This is a genomic window from Microbacterium sp. 70-16, assembly GCF_001898315.1.
GTDB lineage: Bacteria > Actinomycetota > Actinomycetes > Actinomycetales > Microbacteriaceae > Microbacterium.
On record NZ_MKTQ01000010.1, the window covers coordinates 147,653 to 166,844 of the forward strand.

General features: G+C 71.4%; 20 protein-coding genes. 12 read left to right on the forward strand and 8 right to left on the reverse strand.

The window, feature by feature from the left end; genetic code table 11:
- The first annotated feature begins 88 nt into the window (after positions 1-88).
- From BGO46_RS03570 to BGO46_RS03590, 5 genes are all read left to right on the forward strand, one after another.
- The gene (locus BGO46_RS03570; RefSeq protein ID WP_292673256.1) at positions 89-385 is read left to right on the forward strand and encodes a hypothetical protein; all 297 of its coding nucleotides are present in this window, start codon (positions 89-91) and stop codon (positions 383-385) included.
- A gap of 1 nt (position 386) precedes the next feature.
- A complete protein-coding gene (locus BGO46_RS03575; protein ID WP_292673253.1) occupies positions 387-797 on the forward strand; it encodes a phage holin family protein in 411 nt (136 codons plus the stop codon).
- Entirely contained in the window at positions 787-1,059 is a 273-nt protein-coding gene (locus BGO46_RS03580) for a hypothetical protein (RefSeq protein WP_292673250.1), read from the forward strand. The genes BGO46_RS03575 and BGO46_RS03580 overlap by 11 nt, the downstream gene beginning before the upstream one ends.
- A 220-nt stretch (positions 1,060-1,279) precedes the next feature.
- Positions 1,280-2,083 carry a uroporphyrinogen-III synthase gene (locus BGO46_RS03585; RefSeq protein ID WP_292673248.1) on the forward strand — a complete coding sequence of 268 codons (804 nt, stop codon included), beginning with the start codon at positions 1,280-1,282 and terminating at the stop codon, positions 2,081-2,083.
- A gap of 60 nt (positions 2,084-2,143) precedes the next feature.
- Positions 2,144-2,638, forward strand: a complete 495-nt coding sequence (locus BGO46_RS03590; RefSeq protein WP_292673246.1) for a hypothetical protein — start codon at positions 2,144-2,146, stop codon at positions 2,636-2,638.
- 76 nt (positions 2,639-2,714) lie between these two features.
- Here BGO46_RS03590 and BGO46_RS03595 read toward each other — a convergent pair whose 3' ends face one another.
- Positions 2,715-3,539 (reverse strand): ABC transporter permease, encoded by an 825-nt coding sequence (locus BGO46_RS03595; RefSeq protein ID WP_292673243.1) that lies wholly within the window; start codon positions 3,537-3,539, stop codon positions 2,715-2,717.
- Positions 3,536-4,534 carry an ATP-binding cassette domain-containing protein gene (locus BGO46_RS03600; protein ID WP_292673241.1) on the reverse strand — a complete coding sequence of 333 codons (999 nt, stop codon included), beginning with the start codon at positions 4,532-4,534 and terminating at the stop codon, positions 3,536-3,538. Before BGO46_RS03600 ends, BGO46_RS03595 begins: the two co-directional genes overlap by 4 nt.
- Positions 4,535-4,741: 207 nt before the next feature.
- On the opposite strand from BGO46_RS03600, the gene BGO46_RS03605 reads away from it, so the two are divergent.
- Together BGO46_RS03605 and BGO46_RS03610 are read left to right on the forward strand one after the other, a co-directional pair.
- Entirely contained in the window at positions 4,742-5,839 is a 1,098-nt protein-coding gene (locus tag BGO46_RS03605) for an enoyl-CoA hydratase/isomerase family protein (protein ID WP_292673236.1), read from the forward strand.
- Positions 5,840-5,842: 3 nt separating this feature from the next.
- Positions 5,843-6,787 (forward strand): DnaJ domain-containing protein, encoded by a 945-nt coding sequence (locus BGO46_RS03610; RefSeq protein WP_292673233.1) that lies wholly within the window; start codon positions 5,843-5,845, stop codon positions 6,785-6,787.
- A gap of 75 nt (positions 6,788-6,862) precedes the next feature.
- On the opposite strand, the gene BGO46_RS03615 is transcribed toward BGO46_RS03610, so the two are convergent.
- The gene (locus BGO46_RS03615) at positions 6,863-7,471 is read right to left on the reverse strand and encodes a TetR/AcrR family transcriptional regulator (RefSeq protein WP_292673230.1); all 609 of its coding nucleotides are present in this window, start codon (positions 7,469-7,471) and stop codon (positions 6,863-6,865) included.
- Between the two features lie 126 nt (positions 7,472-7,597).
- Between BGO46_RS03615 and BGO46_RS03620 the strand changes: the two genes are divergently transcribed.
- Complete coding sequence (locus BGO46_RS03620; RefSeq protein ID WP_292673227.1) at positions 7,598-8,137, forward strand: YaeQ family protein; 540 nt, start codon at positions 7,598-7,600, stop codon at positions 8,135-8,137.
- A gap of 9 nt (positions 8,138-8,146) precedes the next feature.
- Here the strand turns inward: BGO46_RS03620 and BGO46_RS03625 are convergent, their stop codons facing one another.
- The 4 genes from BGO46_RS03625 to BGO46_RS03640 form a co-directional block, all read right to left on the reverse strand.
- Positions 8,147-9,220, reverse strand: coding sequence for a hypothetical protein (locus BGO46_RS03625; protein ID WP_292673224.1), 1,074 nt, complete (start codon positions 9,218-9,220; stop codon positions 8,147-8,149).
- A 118-nt stretch (positions 9,221-9,338) separates the two neighbouring features.
- Positions 9,339-10,301, reverse strand: a complete 963-nt coding sequence (locus tag BGO46_RS03630; RefSeq protein ID WP_292673552.1) for an acetylxylan esterase — start codon at positions 10,299-10,301, stop codon at positions 9,339-9,341.
- Between the two features lie 69 nt (positions 10,302-10,370).
- Positions 10,371-10,994 carry a sugar O-acetyltransferase gene (locus tag BGO46_RS03635; RefSeq protein WP_292673220.1) on the reverse strand — a complete coding sequence of 208 codons (624 nt, stop codon included), beginning with the start codon at positions 10,992-10,994 and terminating at the stop codon, positions 10,371-10,373.
- A gap of 1 nt (position 10,995) precedes the next feature.
- Entirely contained in the window at positions 10,996-12,165 is a 1,170-nt protein-coding gene (locus BGO46_RS03640) for an ROK family transcriptional regulator (protein WP_292673218.1), read from the reverse strand.
- Positions 12,166-12,358: 193 nt separating this feature from the next.
- On the opposite strand from BGO46_RS03640, the gene BGO46_RS03645 reads away from it, so the two are divergent.
- From BGO46_RS03645 to BGO46_RS03660, 4 genes are all read left to right on the forward strand, one after another.
- Positions 12,359-13,633 (forward strand): extracellular solute-binding protein, encoded by a 1,275-nt coding sequence (locus tag BGO46_RS03645; RefSeq protein ID WP_292673215.1) that lies wholly within the window; start codon positions 12,359-12,361, stop codon positions 13,631-13,633.
- Between the two features lie 78 nt (positions 13,634-13,711).
- The gene (locus tag BGO46_RS03650; protein ID WP_292673212.1) at positions 13,712-14,671 is read left to right on the forward strand and encodes a sugar ABC transporter permease; all 960 of its coding nucleotides are present in this window, start codon (positions 13,712-13,714) and stop codon (positions 14,669-14,671) included.
- Entirely contained in the window at positions 14,671-15,558 is an 888-nt protein-coding gene (locus BGO46_RS03655) for a carbohydrate ABC transporter permease (protein ID WP_292673209.1), read from the forward strand. Before BGO46_RS03650 ends, BGO46_RS03655 begins: the two co-directional genes overlap by 1 nt.
- Positions 15,555-17,975 carry a glycoside hydrolase family 3 N-terminal domain-containing protein gene (locus BGO46_RS03660; RefSeq protein ID WP_292673206.1) on the forward strand — a complete coding sequence of 807 codons (2,421 nt, stop codon included), beginning with the start codon at positions 15,555-15,557 and terminating at the stop codon, positions 17,973-17,975. Before BGO46_RS03655 ends, BGO46_RS03660 begins: the two co-directional genes overlap by 4 nt.
- Before the next feature lie 66 nt (positions 17,976-18,041).
- On the opposite strand, the gene BGO46_RS03665 is transcribed toward BGO46_RS03660, so the two are convergent.
- Positions 18,042-19,046, reverse strand: a complete 1,005-nt coding sequence (locus tag BGO46_RS03665; RefSeq protein WP_292673203.1) for a LacI family DNA-binding transcriptional regulator — start codon at positions 19,044-19,046, stop codon at positions 18,042-18,044.
- Positions 19,047-19,192: the final 146 nt, after the last annotated feature.

Genomic DNA, 19,192 nt, shown 5'->3' on the forward strand with positions numbered 1-19,192 from the left:
CCCGCGAGCAAGGGGAGTGGATGCCGGAAACGGAATACAGCGTTACCCTGGATTCACACCACCACCCGGTTCGACCGTGAGGAGCTCCATGAGAGGCAAGATCGGCATCGTCGTGGGACTCGCCGCGGGGTACGTCCTGGGCGCACGCGCGGGGCGCGAGCGCTACGAGCAGATCCGGACCGGCTTCCTGAAGGTGTGGAACACCGCTCCCGTGCAGAAGCAGGTTGACAAGGCCAAGGAGCTCGGCAAGTCCGCCGCCCTCGCCGTGCCGACGGCGCTGTGGGACGGCGCCGTGAAGGTGACCAAGGCCGCGACGAAGAGCGGCACTCCCGGGCAGAAGCTCGACGCCACGATCGACGCCGCCAAGAAGGCTGTGGACGACTGAGATGACGACCCCTCGCGGATTCCGCGACCGCGCCGACGACAGCCTGCTGACGCTGCTCGGCGAGGTCCCCGAGCTGGTGCGCAACCTCGTCGTCGCCGAGGTCGACTCCGCCAAGAAGTGGGTCACGACCGCCGGCAAGCAGGCGGGCATGGGCGGGGTGTGGTTCCTCGTCGCGCTGTTCGTCCTGTTCTGGACGATTCCGGCGCTGGGCGCGTTCACGATCATCGGACTGGCATCGTGGATGCCGGCGTGGTTGTCGGCGCTGATCGTCGTGATCGTCCTCCTCGTGATCGCCGCAGTCGCGGCATTCCTCGGCATCCAGCGTTTCCGGAAACTCACGCGGCAGCAGAATCCCGTGCAGTCGATCGCCGTGGATGCCCGCATCGTGAAGGACATCGCAGATGAGTATTGAGCTTCCCGTCCCCCGCACCGCCGTGTCGCTGGGGATCACCGATCCGGTCGAGAAGGCGCGCGCCGAACTGAAGGCCGCGCTGGCCGCGATCGAGGAGAAGTCGAACGTCCCCAAGCGCGTCGCTCGGGCCACCGACGACGCGGTGACCACGGCGCGCAGCTTCGCACGGCGCAACCCCACCGCAGCCGCCGCGGCCGCGGTCGGCGCCGCCGTCGCGATCGGCGTGACCGTCTGGGGTCTCGTCCGGCTGTACACGCGCTGAGGCATCCGATCTCGTCCGGAACGAGACGAGGTCGTAATACTGGCGCGGTCTGCGGGCCGTGCCGTCCCGCGCGGCCGGGGGTATGCTCATGTACCAAGGCAGTGGCGATGACGCGGATACTGCCGGCCCTGCGACCCGAACACAGCAGTGACACAGCCCGGGCCCGACAAGGTCGGATGCGCGACTGTGTGTGTCCGATGGAGCATCACGAGAGTCGAGCATGAATCCAGACCTGCAGCCTGCCACGGCAGCCAAGCCCCTCAAGGGGTGGCGTGTGCTCGTGCCGCGCGGCGGTCCGTGGGGCGACTCGGTCGCCGCGACCCTGCGGGCGCAAGGCGCCGTCCCCGTGATCGCACCGCTGATCAACTTTGCGCCGTCGACCGACCAGGACACGCTCGAGGCCGCGCTCGCCGACCTCGCCGCGGGGGCGTTCGACTGGGTCACCCTGACGAGTGCGACGACCGTGGACGTGCTGTACGCGTATCGCGCGCAGATCCCCGCGACGACGCGCGTCGCGGCCGTCGGTGAGACCACGGCGGCAGCGCTGAGCGCCGTCGGCTACCGCGTCGATCTCGTGCCCGACGAGGACAATTCCGCTGCCGGCATGGCCGCGCAGCTGATCGACCTCGAACCCGAGCCACGGCGCATCCTGACGCTGCGCAGCGAGATCGCCAAGCCCGTGCTCACCCGCCGGCTCTCCGAAGCCGGGCACGACGTGCGCAGCGTCGTCGCCTACCGCACGGTCGGCGTGCCCGTCACCGAGCGCATCGCGCACGACGTCGAGTCGGGGCGCATCAACGCGATCCTCGTCACGAGCGGCTCGGTCGCCGAGCAGGTGCGCCTGCAGTTCCCCGAGATCCCGGCATCCACCGTCATCGCCGCGATCGGACCACGCACGGCAAAGGATGCCCGCAAGCTCGGCCTCGGCGTCAGTGCCGTGGCACGCGAGCAGACGGTCGACGGTGTGATCGCCGCCGTGCAGCTGTTCCCGCTGCCGCACGCGTCCGACGAATTCGCGCTCTGAGACCGGATCGTTGCGGCTCTGTGAGCATTCGCACACCCTGACGCTGGCAGACTGAATCGCATGGTGACTCTGCTGCTCGACTCGACGCAGCTGGAGATCGTGCTGTCTCCGATCGAGCGGACGCTCTCGCGCCGCTCCGACTCGGTGCGCATCGAACGCAGCGGCATCCGAAAAGTCCAGCTCACCGACGACGCGTGGACGTGGCTGCGCGGAGTGCCGAGCCCCGGCACGCTGCTGCGCGGCACCGTCGCGATGGGCACCTGGCGCTCGGCAGGAGGCGCGGACTTCGTGGTCGTGCGCCGCAGGCATCCGGCCGTCGTCGTCGACCTCGACGAGACGTGCGAGTTCGCGCGACTCGTGCTGACCACCAGCCACGGCGTCGCCCTCGTGCAGGCGCTGCGCCTCGAGGCCGACGACGCACCGACAGCCGTGACCGACATCGTCGCCGCGGCGGGCGAAGAGACGGCGGATGCCACGGGTGCGGCCGCACCGGCGTCGAAGCCCTCGACGCCGAAGCGGCGGCCGGCGCGCGCGCCGAAACCGGCGACCGCCTGAGGGGTCCGCGGCGTCGAGGGGATGTGCGCGGGCCCGCTGTGCGGGCGTTGGCCCGCTGCGCGAGAGTCGGCGGGCGTCAGCTGACGTCGCGGCGCCAGCTGAACAGCCAGCCGAGCAGCAGGAACACGGCGGCGTAACCGAGCAGCAGCAGCCCGCCGGCCCACCAGCCCAGCCCCAGGTCGGCATCGGTGCCGATGCTCGTGAAGATGCTCGCACCGACGAGGGCGTCGGATGCGGCTCCGGGCAGGTACTCCGTGACTCCCGAGACGCCGTCGACGAACGCGCCGACGGCGCGCAGGATCGGCTCGACGAACTGCGTGAAGGCGAGCACGCCGACGACGGCGGCGATCTGGTTGCGCACGAGCGTGCCGATGCCGATGCCGATGAGCGCCCACAGGACGAACGCGAGCGCCATGCGTCCGATCAGCGCCCACGTGTCGCTCTGGCCGAACTGCGCGTCGACGCCGAACGCGGCGAGCAGTCCCGCGCCCGGTCCGACGGCGGCGACGATCGCGATCGCCGCGTAGAGCGCGCCCATCACGACGCCCGCGACGATCTTGCCTGCGAGTGCGACGCCGCGGCGCGGGGTCGCGAGGAACGTGGGGGTGAGGGTCTTGTGGCGGAACTCTCCGGTCACCAGGAGTGTGCCGATCAGCAGCGGGAACACGTAGCCGACCGCCGTCGCGAGGCTGTAGATCACCGGCGGCAGCACCTCAGCGGGCAGTACCGGCCCGTTGGCGGCGCTCGAGTCGAGCGCGCCCGTGGCGAGCGCGCCGAAGGTCGCGGCCAGGCCGCCGGCGGTCATGCCGACGTAGACGAAGAGGACGATCGCGAGGATCCACCAGATCGACGTGGTGAACTGCTTCGTCAGCTCGGAGCGGCTGGAGTTCATGAGGCTCATCGCGGTGCCTCCTCGTCGTCGGCTGCGGGTTCGTCGGCGGTCGGTGCGGGTGGTTCGGCTGCGGCCTCGGCAACCGGGGCATCCGTCACCGACGCGTGCACGCGCGTGCCGTTGACCAGGTCGAGGAAGACCTCTTCGAGCGCGGGACCCTTGCGCTGCAGGTTCGAGAGGGCGATGCCCGCGGTCGCGGCGATCGCGCCGAGCTCGGTCGGGTTGGAGTCGCGCACCGTGAAACCCGTGCGCAGCGGGGTGTAGGCGATGCCCGCGGCATCCAGCGCCGCCATGAGTGCCCCGCGGTCGGGAGCATCGATGATCGTGGAGTAGTCGTCGGGCTGGGTGAGTCCCGCCATGTCGCCCTGATAGACGAGGCGGCCGCGCGAGATGATCAACAGCGACGAGACGGTTTGCTGCACTTCGGCGAGCATGTGCGACGAGACGAGCACGGTGCGGCCTTCGCGGGCGAGCTCGCGCAGGAACCCGCGCAGCCACTTGATGCCCTCGGGGTCGAGTCCGTTCGCCGGCTCGTCGAGGACGAGCACGCCCGGGTCGCCGAGCAGAGTGTAGGCCAGCCCCAGGCGCTGCCGCATGCCCATCGAGAAGCCGCCCGCCTTGCGCCCCGCGACATCGGCGAGGCCGACGAGGCCGAGGACGTCGTCGATGCGCGTGGTCGGCAGCCCGGCGGCCTGGGCGTAGACCTTGAGGTGGTTCGCGGCGGTGCGGCCGGGGTGGAAGCTCGAGGCTTCGAGCGCGGCACCGACCGTCTGCAGCGGACGCTCGAGCTCGGCGTAGCGCTTGCCGCCGATCGTCGCGTGGCCCGACGTGGGGCGCACCAGCCCCAGCAGAATGCGCAGGCTCGTGGTCTTTCCGGCGCCGTTGGGACCGAGGAATCCCGTCACGGTGCCCGGCTCGACGCGCGCGGTGAGACCGTCGACCGCGCTGACAGGGCCGAAGCGCTTGGTCACGTCGGTGAACTCGAGGACATGTCCTTCGGGCATGGTGGGCCTCTCGTCGGCGGTGGCGGTACCTCCATCCTGGCCGATCAGGCCCGCCGTATCCCGCATTGCGCCGCAATAACTCAGGAGATCTGCGCGGTTGCGGCCGCGCGCACCGCGTGATTCCGGGGGTGCCGCACGGGGCGGGCGGGGTTTTTCCTGAGTTGTTGCGGCGGCGTCCGCCCAGCCACCGCGGGTAACGTGGGCCGGGTGACCGAGCACGCGACCGCTGACACCCCCACCCCCGCACCGACGGACGCCGCGCCGACCGTCCTGGCACGTAGCGGCGACGGCGTCGGGCACCTGACCCTCAACCGGCCGCGGGCCATCAACGCGCTCGACCTCGAGATGATCACGCTGCTGACCGCGGCGCTGGATGCCTGGGCGCACGACCCCGACGTCGCGATCGTCCTGCTCGACGGCGCGGGCGAGCGCGGGCTCTGCGCGGGTGGTGACGTTCTGGGCCTGCGCGCGCAGATCGTCGAGGGCCGGCCGGGCGAGACGAGCGCGTTCTTCCGCGCCGAGTACGCGTTGAACGCCCTGATCTCCGAGTACCCGAAGCCGATCGTCGCGCTTGCCGACGGGGTCACGATGGGCGGGGGCATCGGCCTGGCCGGTCACGCGTCGGTGCGCATCGTCACCGAGCGCTCGCGTCTCGCGATGCCCGAGACCCGCATCGGCTTCACGCCCGACGTCGGCGGGTCGTGGCTGCTCGCGCACGCTCCCGGCCGCACGGGCGAGTACCTCGCGCTCACCGGCGCCACGATGGATGCCGCGGACGCCCTCTACGCCGGCTTCGCCGACGCGCTCGTCCCCAGCGAGCGCCTCGACGACCTGCGCGACGCGCTGCGCACGCGCGCCGACCCGGGCACGCCCGCCGAGCTCGTGCTGCTGTTCGACGAGACCCCCGGGCCGTCCGCCCTCGAGGCCGCGCGCCCGTGGATCGACGACGCGTTCGCGGCCGACACCGTGCCGGACATCATCGCGCGGCTGCGCGCGCGGCCCGAGCCGGAGGCATCCGCGACGGCCGACACGCTCGAGCAGCTCGCGCCGACGGGGCTGACCGTGACCCTCGCGGCCGTGCGCGCGGCGCGCGCGCTGCCCGACCTGCGCGCCGCACTCGCGCAGGAGTACGGACTCGTCCTGTGGTTCGCGCACACGCAGCCTGACCTTGTCGAGGGCATCCGCGCCCAGCTCGTCGACAAGGACCGCACTCCGGCCTGGCAGCCGGCGACGCTCGACGCTGTCGCGCCCGGCATCGCCGCCGAGGCGCTCGCGTGGGTTCCGCCGACCCCGCTGTGGAGCTGATCGGTGTTCGATTCGCCGCTGTCGGCGTCGGCCTATGAGGTGCTGGGGTCGACGCCGGATGCCTCCGACGACGACCTCCGCAAGGCGTACCGCCTGCGCTTGCGCCAGACCCACCCCGACACGGGTGGTGATGCCGCGCTGTTCGTGCAGGTGCAGCGCGCCTGGGAGCTTGTCGGCACCGCCGCCGCGCGCACCGCGTACGACCGCGGGCACGGCTTCGGCGACGAGGCTCCCTCGTACGCGCCGTCAGCAGACGGCGACGGTGGCGGCGGGTGGCGTCCGCCGCGCCGCCCCGCCGACACGCGGCCGCGCGCCCGCTCGTTCGGACAGCCCGGGGGTTGGCGGCGCGAGCGCTATCTGACGCTGATCCGCGAGTGGGCGGGGCGGGGGACGGAGTTGCCCGATCCTTACGACCCCGCGCTCGTGCGCGGCGCACCGCGCGAGCTCAAACGGATGCTCGCCGACGCGCTCGCCGAAGAGGCGACCGCGCGCATCGTCGGCGAGCTGGGCATGGGGTACACCGTGTGGCACGACGTCGCGGCCGATCCGCGCGACCCCGAGCTCAAGGTGGATCACATCGTGCTGGGGCCGAGCGGGCTCTACGCGCTGTTGAGCGAAGACTTCGGCGGCCCCGTGCGGCTGCGCCGCGGCGAGCTGATCGGCGATGGCGTCACGGGTTCGCCGATCGCCGACGTCGTGGCCGGTGCCCGCGCGATCGCGCGCGCGGCGCGCGTGAAGTTCAGCGGTGTGATCGTCGTGCTGCCCGACGACGATGTCGCCACGGCGATCGACGAGATCGGCAAGGTGTGCGGCCTGCCCGTTGCGGTCGTCGCGCGCTCGGCGCTGGCGACCGTGCTGCGCCGTGGGATCACGGGCGCGCGCGACATCGGCGGCAACGAGCTGTTCGACATCCGCACGCGACTGCAGCAGGTCGTGCGGTTCGTCTGACGGCGCGACTGCAGCAGGTCGTGCGGTTCGCCTGACGGTTGGGTGCCGGGCATCCGCCTGCCTGGGCCAGCGGGTTCAGGACTCGGGCGTGGACAGCAGGCGGTCGAGCAGCCGCAGCGCCGCCGCGTGATCGACCTCGGGGTCGAGCAGCCACTGGATCTGCAGGCCGTCGGATGCCGCGATGACCAGGGCGGCAGCGAGGTCGGCATCGACGTCGGCGCGCAGGGTGCCGGATGCCTGCTGCTCGCGCACCTGCGCGGCCAGGCGCGCGCGCAGGTCGGCGAACCGCTCGGTCACGTACGCCTGCGCGGCGGGGTGGTTGCCGTCGATGGCCGTCGCGTTGAGCGTCGAATAGAGCTGCACCATGCCGGGGATCGCGCGGTTCTCTTCGGCCGAGCGGCGCATCATCTCGGCGGGGGTCACCTCGCCCGGTGTGTACTCGTTGTCGCCCGGGCGGCGGCTGGACTCGTCGTAGACCGCGACGAGCAGCTCTTCGAGCGAGCCGAAGTAGTGCGTGAGCGCCGCGTGGGTGACGCCGACCTCTTGCGCGATCGCGCGCAGGCTCGTGCGGGTGCCGCCGCGCTGGGCGAAGACCTCGATCGCGCGGTCGAGGATCTCTTGCCGCCGCGCGACTCCCTTGGCGTAGCTGCCGCGCGGTCGCGCGGGCTGCTCGGGGAGGGTCATCCCTCGAGCCTACTCACCGGGCCTCGCCGAAGCGTCGGGTCGAACGCGCCGGGCCCGCCACCAGGTCCGGCGGCGGGCGGGCCGAAGGCGGCAGGCGCCACGTGCGCGGCCGCGTAGGCTCGAGGCATGGCGATCGGCGTGGTGATGCACACCTTCGACGTGCAGCTCGCGGATCTCGACCGCGGCGTGTACGACGACCTCACGCTGCGGTTGGCGCAGCATCCGTCTGAGACGCCCGCGTTCATGATGACGCGGCTGCTCGCGTACTGCCTCGAGTACGCCGCGGGCATCGCGTTCAGCGAGGGCATCGCGGCCACGAACGAGCCGGCCGTGCTGATCCGCGACGCGACGGGCCGACAGACCGCCTGGATCGAGGTCGGGGCGCCGGATGCCGAGCGACTGCACTACGGCAGCAAGCTCACCGGCCGTGTCGTCATCTACACGCACCGTGACCCCGCGCGACTGCTGCCGCAGTGGGCGGGCAAGAAGATCCACGACGCCGAGCGAATCGTCCTGCGCAGCTTCGACCCGGGCTTCATCGATGCCGCAGCCGCCGCGATCGAGCGCCGCAACACCGTCACCCTGTCGGTGACCGAGGGGCAGCTCTACCTCGACGTCAACGGGACGAACCTCACTTCGGCCGTGCACGAGCGCGCGATCGTCTGACCGGGGGCGTCACCCCGCAGACCCGGCAGAGCCCGCCGCGCCCGCCCGCACTTCGGCCGCGAGGCCGGGGTTCCACATCGCCCCGGTCGCGCTCATCACGGCATCCGCCCCCGCATCGCGGTACGCGCGGTAGTCGTCCGCGCTCGCGACGCCGCCCACTCCGACGATGGCGTAGTCGAGACTCAGCTCGTCGCGCAGGCGCGTGAGGCGCCGCGTCATGTCGAGCCCGGCCCAGCGGATGCCCGCCCCGCACACTCCGCTGGTCGTGCGACCGGGCAGCGCCGGCCGGCCCGCGTCATCGACGAGCGTCGCGGGGATCGTGTTGATCGCGGCGTAGCCCGCGACGAGCCGCCCGGTCATCGCGACGAGCCGTCGCAGCGCGGCGTCCTCGGCGAAGTGCGCGATCTTGATGAGCAGGGGCAGGTCCACGGCATCCGTGATCGCGAAGACGATGCGTCGGACGAGCTCCGCATCGAAGCACAGCAGATCGGATGCCCCTTCATTCGGGCACGACAGGTTGAGCTCGAGCACGGGCGCGCCCGTCTCGGCGACCAGACGCGCCGCGCGGACGTGGTCGGCGACGAGATCGCCCGCTCCGCGAGTGGCCTGGAACGCCCCGATCAGCACCTGGCCCGGGCCCGCCGCGCGCACCGCGGCGGCCATGTCAGGCTGCCACCGGTCGGGGTCGCGCGAGGGCACACCGAACGAGTTGCTGATCGACAGCGGGTGGGCGAACGCTCCGCCCGCGCGCACGGGATGCCGCGCCGCTTCGAGCGTCAGATCACCGTCGACGTGCACGGGCACGATGTTGGGCAGCGGGTGCGCGGGGTGCGCGCGCGTGCGCACCGTCTTGTAGACGCACAGGTCGAATCCGTGCGCGAACGCGGCGGCGCAGAAGCGCGCGTTCACCAGCGGCCCGGCGGGGATCCCGAACGGCTCGCGCACGGGCAGCCCGAGGAAGCGGTGGCGCGGTGCGCTGCGGTCGCCGTCTGCCGGCGCGGTCGGCGGTGCCGCGAACGCGCCGAAGGGGCCGTCCGCGTCGTTGTCGTCGTAGCTGCGCGACGGGTCGTAGAAGGGGTCCACCGTCGCCGACGCTACGGGGCGGGATGCCCCGTGCGAGCGCCGTCGCGCCGGGAAAACCCGGTCAGGACCGCCAGAGCAGTACCGCCAGGTCAGCACGCGCCGAGCGTGAACCGCCGGGTCAGAACCGCTCGGCGAGCCACTCCGTCTGCCGCACCCACTGGCGGATGCTGCCGCCCTCGTGGCCGTTGAACTCGTACACCTCGATCGACCGGTCCGCCGAGCCGAGCGCGTTGTACGCGGCGAAGACCGTCGACGGCAGCACGATCTCGTCCATCAGGGCGACCGACAGGTACGCGGGAGCGGTGATGCGGCGCGCGAGCACCGCGCCGTCGAAGTAGGACAGCGTGCGGTGCACGGCATCCACCTCATCACGGTGCGACGACAAGAAGCGCGCGATCTCGGTGAACGGCGCCTCGGGGCTGCGCCGGATCGCACGCGGGAAGTCGCACAGGAACGGGACGTCCGGCATGGCCGCCGCGACCTGGTCAGACAGCGCGGCTGCGGCCAGCGCGATGCCGCCGCCCTGGCTGCCGCCGGTGACGGCGATGCGCGCCGCGTCGACGAACGGCATCTCGGCGACGGCATCGATGAGGCGCACCGCGTCGGTGTACACGCGCCGGTAGTAGTACGTCGCCGGGTCGAGGATGCCGCGGGTCATGAACCCCGGCACGGCCGGGCCGCTGCCGTGCGGGTCGGCGGTGGCGCCGAGGCTCCAGCTGCTGCCCTGGCCGCGCGTGTCCATGATGACGTGGACGTAGCCGGCCGCCGACCAGCCCAGGCGCTCGCCCGGGATCCCGCGGCCGCCGCCGTAGCCGATGAACTCCACGACGGCCGGTGCCGGCCGCCCGTCTGCGGGGCGCAGCACCCAGCCGCGCACAGGATCGCCGGCGAACCCGGGGAAGGTGAGGTCTTCGACGATGACCGTGCGGATCGGCCCGCCCGCCGGCGTCAGCTCGGCTTCGCCGCCGGCCTGGCGCGCGGCGCTGAGCGTGGCATCCCAGAACTCATCGAGACCGTCGGGCTCGGGCAGTTCGGGCGCGTAGGCGCGCAGTTCCTCCAGGGTCAGGTCGGTGTACTGCAGGGCCATGTGCGATGTCGCTCCTTCGGCGCGGGCGGCGGTGGCGCGGCACGCGGGGGTGGTTCGTCGGGATCAGTCGGCGGCGATTGGCCGCAGAGGGCGGCACGGGTTGCCCGCCGCAACGACTCTGGCAGGAATGTCGCGCGTCACGACGGATCCCGCTCCGATGATCGCGTCATCGCCGATCGTGACCCCCGGCGTGATCGTCACCGAGCCGCCGAGCCAGACGTTGTCGCCGATCGTGACGGGCCGAGCCCGCTCCCACCCGGCGCGGCGCCGGTCGACGCCTTCCGCATGGTGGGGCGTGTAGATGCTGCAGCGCGGACCGATCAGGCAGTCGACGCCGATCGTGACGTACCCGCCGCCGACGATGAGGAAGTCCTTGTTGATGAAGGTGCGGTCGCCGATCGTCAGGCCGACGCCGTAGTCGAGGTTCAGCGGCGGACGGAAGTCGATGCCCGAGCCCGCTCCCGGCACAAGCTCGTGGAACAGACGCAGCGCCTCGGCGGGGTCATCGAAGAAGATGCGGTTGATGCGCGCGCACGTCGACTGCGCCTCCCGCGTGAGTTCGGGCAGGACCGTCGAGGTGCGGTAGCGGATCCACTCCTCGGCGAACAGGGCGCGCACGTCGTCGTGCTCCTCGATCAGTCGGGCGAGGCGCTCCGCGGGTTCGCTATTTGTCGTCACACCAAACATATTACCGCTCGGCCGGGGCGTAGCCCGCGGGGTCGCGCAGCAGGTCGGCGAATGCCGCCTCGGCCGCGCCGATCATGAGGCGGTCCTCGCCGAGCGCGGCGGGGTGGATCGCGAGGTCTTCGCCCGCGGCGTGCATCGCCTGTGCGCGCACGGCGGATGCCAGGGCGTCCAGATCCTCGCCGGCGAGCGTCGCGAGGAACCCGCCCAGCACGACGACGTGCGGATTGAGCACGTTGACGGCGTTGGCGAGCGCGGTCGCGAGCACACGCCGCTGCCGCGCGACCTCGGCGGCGACCTCGGCGCGGTCACTGCGGGCGAGAGCCTGCGCGAGCGTCGGCTCGTCGGCGCCGGCGATGCCGACGACCTCGAGCAGCCGGTTGCGGCTGACTTCGTCTTCGAGCACGCCCTCTTCCGCGCGCCGGTCGGCGTCGAGCGCGATGCGCGGGCGGTTCTGGCCGAACTCGCCCGCATAACCGCCCGCGCCCGACACGGGCAGGCCGTTCACGATGAGCCCGCCGCCGATGCCGCTCGCGCCGCCGTTGAGGTAGACGACGTCGGTCACGCCGCGCGCTGCGCCGAACAGGTGCTCAGCCGTGACACCGAAGGTTGCATCGTTGCCGATCACCACCGGTAGTCGGGTCGCCTCGGCGAGAAGGTCGCGCAGGGCGACGTCACGCCACTGCAGGTGCGGCGCGTCGCGCACCAGCCCGTCCGCCGCGCGCACGAGACCCGGAACGGCCGCCCCGATCGCGACGATGCGGTGCTTCGCGAGCTCGCCGCTGCGCCACGCCGCGATCTGCGTGGCGACCATCTGCGCCGTCTGCTCGGGCGTGAGCAGGTCGGGCACGTCGATGCGGATGCGTGCCGGGATGCCCTGGTCGAGACCGACCGCGGCCATCGTGAGGGCATCCACTTCGGGGTTCACCGCGATCGCGACCACACGCGGATCGACGGCGACGATGGGCGAGGGGCGACCGACGCGACCGACGGGGTCGGGTGCCCGTTCGACGGCGAGGCCCGAGTCGACCAGCTCGCCGGTGAGGTCGGCGATCGTCGAGCGGTTCAGGCCGGTGATCTCGGTCAGCTCGGCGCGAGAGCGCGGGCCGTCGCGGTGCACGATCTGCAGCAGCCGCGCGAGGTTGGTCTGTCGCACTCCGGCTGCGTCTCTCATTCGTCCACTGTAGGGGTGTAGGGCGGGTTTGTTGTTCGGTGGCCGATATTCACGGCATCCGAGGTTCTATTTGTTGGGCTTGACCACGAATTGGATGCCCCCTATCCTTGCGATATTCCGATCACTTTCGGTGCACCATCCGAAACTTTCGAAACTCAGAGACGAGAGAGGTTCAATGATGAACAGACACAGCATGAGGCGGCTGTCGGCAGGACTTGCCGCCGCGGGGCTGGCGATCGCCACCCTCGCGGGATGCACGGGCACGTCGTCGCCGTCATCGAGCGACGCGAGCGGTGACGCCATCATGATCACGTGGTGGCACAACGCGACCTCCGACCCGCTCAAGGGGCTCTACGAAGACATCGCGGCCGAGTTCGAGCAGGCCCACCCGGGCGTCACGGTCGAGGTCACCGGCTACCAGAACGAAGACCTGCAGCGCACCCTCATTCCCAACGCCCTCACCTCCGGCGATGCGCCGGATGTCTTCCAGGTGTGGCCCGGCGGCGAAGTGCGCGCGCAGGCGGCAGCCGGTCACCTCAAGGACCTCAGCGGCCTCACCGACACGATCGACGCGCTCGGCGCCACCGTCAACCCGTGGAAGTACGAAGGCAAGCAGTACGGTCTGCCCTTCACCTTCGGCGCGACCGGCATCTGGTACAACAAGGACCAGTACGCCGATGCCGGCATCACGACGCTGCCGTCGACCTACGACGAACTGAAGGATGCCGTCGGCAAGCTCAAGGCCGCGGGCTACACGCCGTTCGCGGTCGGCGCCGGAGACGGCTGGCCGGCCGGGCACTGGTGGTACCAGTTCGCGATCGGCGCGTGCGGACAGGACGTGCTGCAGACGGCGATCCCGGCGCTCGACTTCAGCGACCCCTGCTGGCTCGAGGCCGGCGATCAGCTGGAGGACTTCCTCGCGACCGAGCCCTTCAACGACGGGTTCCTCGCGACGCCCGCGCAGACCGGCGCCGACAGCTCGGCAGGGCTCGTGGCCAACGGCAACGCGGCATCCGAGTTCATGGGTCCGTGGGATGCCGGTGTGATCGGTTCGCTGACGCCCGACCAGACGGTGCCCGAGTGGCTCGGGTGGTACCCGTTCCCGTCGACCGGCTCGGACGCGGTCGTCATGGGCGGCGGCGACGGATGGGGTGTGTACAAGGACGCGCCCGATGAGGCGGTCGAGCTGGTCGAGTACCTGCTCAGCGAAGACGTGCAGAAGCGCTTTGCCGCCAGCGGTGCGGGCGTGCCCACCAACCCCGCGGCAGCGGCAGAGCTCACCGACGCGAACCTCAAGGCGAGCTCGGACGCGCTCGCCGCGGCGGACTACGTGCAGCTGTGGCTCGACAGCGACCTCGGCCCGGCGTTCGGCAACCCGCTGAACAACGCCATCGTGGCTCTGTTCGGCGGAGCCGGGACCCCGGCCGACATCGTCACGGCACTCGAGGACACTGCCGCCGCGCAGTGAGTCCCGGCCTTCCCGGCCGTCGAGCGGGCGCCGCGCGCCCCGACGGCCGGGAAGGCCCCCAACCTGAGGAACCCACGCATGACCGCCCCCACCGCTCAGCTCGTCGCGCCTGTCGCGGCGCCCGCCGTCCGCCCGCCGCGCCGCCGCGCAGATGCCCGAAAGTGGCTCGAGATCGGGTTGTTCGTCGGCCCCGCGCTGATCGTCTTCGTGACGTTCGTGATCCTGCCCGTCGCGCTCGCGGCGGTGTACAGCCTCTTCAACTGGAACGGTCTGACGCCGCTCGAGCGGTTCGTCGGGTTCGACAACTACGTGCGCGCGCTCACCGACCCCGAGTTCCTGGGCGCGATCGGCAACAACTTCACGATCCTCATCGCCTCGCTGCTCGTGCAGGGGCCGCTCGCGATCGCCGTCGCGCTGCTGCTGAACCGCAAGCTGCGGGGGCGCAGCTTCATCCGTGCGGCAATCTTCGTGCCGTACGTGCTCGCCGAGGTCATCGCTGGTCTGTCCTGGAAGCTCCTGCTCTCGCCGCGCGGCGGCGTGAACGCCCTGCTCGAGGCGATCGGGCTCGGCGACCTGGCGCAGCCGTGGCTAGCCAACCCCGACATCGCGCTGGCCGCCATGTTCGGCATCCTCACCTGGAAGTACCTGGGCTTCGCGATCCTGCTCATGCTCGCCGGGCTGCAGGGCGTGCCGGAGGAACTGCACGAGGCAGCCGCGATCGACGGCGCGAACTGGTGGCAGATCCAGTGGCACATCACTCTGCCGCTGCTCGGGCCGACGATCCGCATCTGGGCGTTCCTGTCGATCATCGGCTCGCTGCAGCTGTTCGACATGGTCTGGGTCACGACCCGCGGCGGCCCGATCGGTGCGACCAACACGATGGCGGTGTACATGCTGCAGAACGGCCAGGGAGCACCCGGCTACGGCAGCGCGATCGCGGTCATCCTCTTCGTCATCTCGCTCGTGGTGGCCCTCACCTACCAGCGTCTCGCCATGCGCCGCGACCTCGCCGGCGCCACGACCAGCGGAGTTCGCTGATGTTCGACACGGTCACCATCGTCACCGGCGGGCGCACGCGCGTCCGCCCCTCACGCCGCTTCTCGTGGTCGCAACCGTGGGTCTATCTGATCGCGGTCCTGCTGGTCGTCGTCTCGATCGTCCCGGTGCTGTACGTGTGGATCAGCGGATTCCGCTCGACGCCCGATCTCAACGCCAACCCCGCGGGCTTCCCCGACCCGTGGTACTTCCAGAACTATCTGACGGTGCTGTCGTCGCCGCGGTTCTGGGGCTCGGTGTTCTCGTCGTCGATCGTGGGCCTCGGCACGACGCTGGGCGCCGTCGTCCTCGGCGTCATGGCCGCCTTCGTGCTCGCCAAGTATGTCTTCCGCGGGCGCCAGGCACTGTACGCGCTGTTCGCGGCCGGCCTCATGTTCCCCGTGACGGTGGCGGCGCTGCCGCTGTCGATACTGCTGCGCGATCTCGGACTGCAGGGCTCGTTCCTCGGCCTGATCATCCCCCAGGTCGCCTTCGCGCTGCCGACGACGATCATCATCCTCGTGCCGTTCCTGCGGGCGATCCCGCAAGAGCTCGAAGAGGCATCCGCGATCGACGGCACGACGCGCGTCGGCTTCTTCTGGCGCATCCTGCTGCCGCTGTCGATGCCGGGGCTGGTCACCGTCGGCGTGCTCGCCTTCATCGGCTCGTGGAACGCGTATCTGCTGCCGCTGCTGATCATGGCGGCCGGCGGGATGCCCCAAGAGCTGTGGACCCTGCCGCTGGGCGTGCAGCAGTTCTCGACGCAGTACTCCGCCGACACCGGCGCCGTGCTCGCGTACACGTCGCTGTCGATGCTGCCCGCGCTGGCGTTCTTCCTGCTCGCTGAGAAGCGCATCGTCGGCGGTCTGACCGGGGCGGTGAAGGGATGACCGGCATCGAACTCGCCTCGTCGGCGCGGACCGCGACCCAGGTTGCGGCACAGGACGGGGCGCAGGCCGAGGCTCGGGTCGACGCGCTCGTGGGCGCGATGACGCTCGAGGAGAAGATCGCGCAGCTGTACGGCGTGTGGGTCGGGGCATCGGATGCCGGCGGAGACGTCGCGCCGCACCAGCACGACCTCGAGGAGGTCGTTGATCTCGACGCGCTGCTGCCGTTGGGCCTCGGGCAGCTCACGCGGCCGTTCGGCACGCGACCGGTCGATGCCGCGACCGCGGCGCTCTCGCTCGCGCGGACGCAGGAGCGGATCCGGTCGGCGTCCCGGCACGGCATCCCCGCCCTCGCGCACGAGGAATGCCTCGCGGGCTTCGCCGCGTGGGGCGCCACCGCCTACCCCGTGCCGCTGTCGTGGGGCGCGACCTTCGATCCCGACCTCGTGGCCGAGATGGGTCACCGCATCGGCACCGACCTGCGCCGCGTCGGTGTGCACCAGGGACTCGCGCCGGTGCTCGACGTCGTGCGCGACGCCCGCTGGGGTCGCGTCGAGGAGACGATCGGCGAAGACCCGCTGCTGGTCGGGACGATCGCGACCGCCTACGTCCAGGGCGTCGAGTCGGCCGGCGTCGTCGCGACACTCAAGCACTTCGCGGGCTACTCGGCGTCGAAGGCGGGGCGCAACCTCGCGCCCGTGTCGATCGGCCCGCGCGAGCTGAACGATGTCGTCCTGCCGCCGTTCGAGATGGCCGTGCGCGAGTCGGGCGTGCGCAGCGTCATGAACGCGTACACCGACCTCGACGGCGTGCCGACGGCTGCCGACAAGAGCCTTCTGACCGACCTACTGCGCGAGGAGTGGGGTTTCGAGGGGACGGTCGTCGCCGACTACTTCTCGATCGCGTTCCTGAAACTGGTGCACGGCGTCGCCGACTCGTGGGCGGATGCCGCGGGCCAGGCGCTCGCGGCCGGCATCGACGTCGAGCTGCCGACGGTGAAGACGTTCGGCGAACCGCTGCGCCGCGCCGTCGCCGACGGCGTCATCGACGAAGCCCTGGTGGATGCCGCGCTGCGCCGCGTGCTGCGACAGAAACAGCAGCTCGGCCTGCTCGACGACGACTGGTCGCCCGTGCCGGAGGCACTCGCAGGGCTCGATCTGTCCGACCCCGAGGCGGTGCGCGGCCGCGTCGACCTCGACCCGGCCGAGAACCGCGCGCTCGCGCAGCGCCTCGCCGAGCGGGCCATCGTCCTCGTCCGCAACGACGGGACGCTGCCGCTTGGTGGCGAGGGTGGCGGTGCCGGTGGCGGCGGGGCGACGCCGGCTGCGAGGCCGCGGCGGATCGCGCTGATCGGCCCGAACGCAGACGACCCCTACGCGATGCTCGGCTGCTACTCGTTCCCGACGCACGTCGTCTCGCAGCATCCCGGGGTCGACCTCGGCATCGGCATCTCGACTCTGCTGGATGCCGTGCGGACGGAGTTCCCCGACGCTGAGGTCGTGCACGCAACCGGCACGACGGTCGACGGCGGCGAGCGCGACGGCCTGCCCGCGGCCGTCGCGCTCGCACAGGAGTCCGACATCGTCGTACTCGCGCTCGGCGATCGGGCCGGTCTGTTCGGCCGCGGCACGAGCGGTGAGGGTTGCGATGCCGAGTCGCTGGCTCTGCCCGGTGCGCAGCAGGAGCTCGTCGACGTGATGCTGGATGCCGGTGTGCCGGTCGTCCTGGTGCTGCTGGCCGGACGGCCCTACGCGCTGGGCCGGGCGGCGGACGAGGCATCCGGGATCATCGAGGGCTTCTTCCTCGGTGAGGAGGGCGCGTCGGCGATCGCGGGCGTACTGAGCGGCCGCGTGAACCCGAGTGGGCGGCTGCCGGTGAGCGTGCCGCGCACGCTCGGGTCGCAGCCGTCGACGTACCTCGCGCCGCCGCTCGCGCGCCGCACCGAGGTCTCGAACATCGATCCGTCGAGCGCGTTCGCGTTCGGGCACGGGCTCTCGTACTCGTCGTTCACCTGGTCGGAGCTGACGGCCTCGGCCGGCGCGATGACGACCGACGGCACCGTCGAGGTGTCGCTGCGTGTGACCAACGACAGCGACCGCGACGGCGTCGAGATTGTGCAGCTGTACCTGCACGACCCGGTCGCGCAGACCCCGCGCCCGGTGCAGCGACTCATCGGCTACGCGCGCGTCGCGCTGCCGGCGGGCGCCGCGTGCGAAGTGCGGTTCCGGGTGAGTGCGGACTTGTTCGCGTACACGGGGCGCACGCTCGAGCGCATCGTGGATGCCGGCCAGATCGCGCTCAGTGCCGGTCGCTCGTCGGCGGATCTCGCCTCGGCAGTCACGGTTCGCGTGACGGGGCCGACGCGCGTCGTCGACCACACCCGGGCCTTGGTGCCGGAGGTGACGCTGACTCGGGTGTGAGCGGGTGGTCGCGCGACCGCCGGCTTAGGCGGCCGGGTTGGGCGGCGGGTCGGTCCGCCCGGCGCCTCAGGCGGCCGGCGGCGCCGTGCTGCCACGGACGACGAGGTGGGTGGCCAGGTCCATGCGCAGCGTGTCGACCGACTCGCCTTCGGCGAGGCGCAACACGATGCGGGTGGCCTCCTCACCCATCCGCCGCAGCGGCTGATGCACGGTCGTCAACTGCGGGCTCAGCCACCGGGCGAGCGCGATGTCGTCGTAGCCGACGACCGACAGATCGCGCGGAACGCTGAGCCCCGCCTCGGTGGCGGCGGCGATGACCCCGAGCGCCTGCAGGTCGCTGCCGGCGAAGACGGCGGTCGGCCGGTCGGGCCGAGACAGCAGCTCGCGCGCGTGGTTCTGACCACCGGCCGGGTGGAAGTCGCCGAAGCGCACCCAGTCCGGGTCGACGGGCAGTGCGGCGGCATTCATCGCCGACCTGTAGCCGTCGACGCGGGCGAGGGAGCACATCATGTCTTCGGGGCCCGTGATCGCGGCGATGCGGGTGTGTCCGAGCTCGATGAGGTGGCGGGTGGCCAGCAGCCCACCCGACCAGTTCGCCGAACCCACCGAGGGCACGTCGGGGGCCGGGTCACCGGCGGGATCGACGATCGCGAACGGCACCCCGCGCGAGCGGAGCTTGTCGCGATGCGGGGACGCGAGATCCGAGAAGACGAGCACGACGCCCAGCGGGCGACGGCGCAGCACGCCGTCGATCCAGTCGTCCGCCGGGGCGTGGCGGTCGCCGCTGACCGTCAGCAGTACCGACAGCCCTGCCGCGTGCGCGACCTCTTCGACCCCCGCGATGACCTCCATCGACCAGCTCGACTCGAGCTCGTGGAAGACCAGCTCGATGGTCTCACTGCGCCGGCCGGCGCTGCGCTTGGTGTAGCCGTGGCGCTTGAGCTCGGCCTCGAGTCGCGTGCGGGTCGCGGGTGAGACGTCGGTGCGACCGTTGAGCACCTTCGACATCGTCGCGAGCGAGACGCCCGCCTCGGCGGCGATCTCGGCCAGGGTGACGCGGGGCTCGGTCATGCAGTCTCCTTCACCGCGATTCTGACATCTTTCGATGATCTGGTCGGGAGTTGCGAACCAGATCGGTCGATCTGCGTGCTCGGGGGTGGACGCGGGGCATCCCTTCGGTATAGGTTGTGTCTAACAACAATTCCGGATGCTGCGCA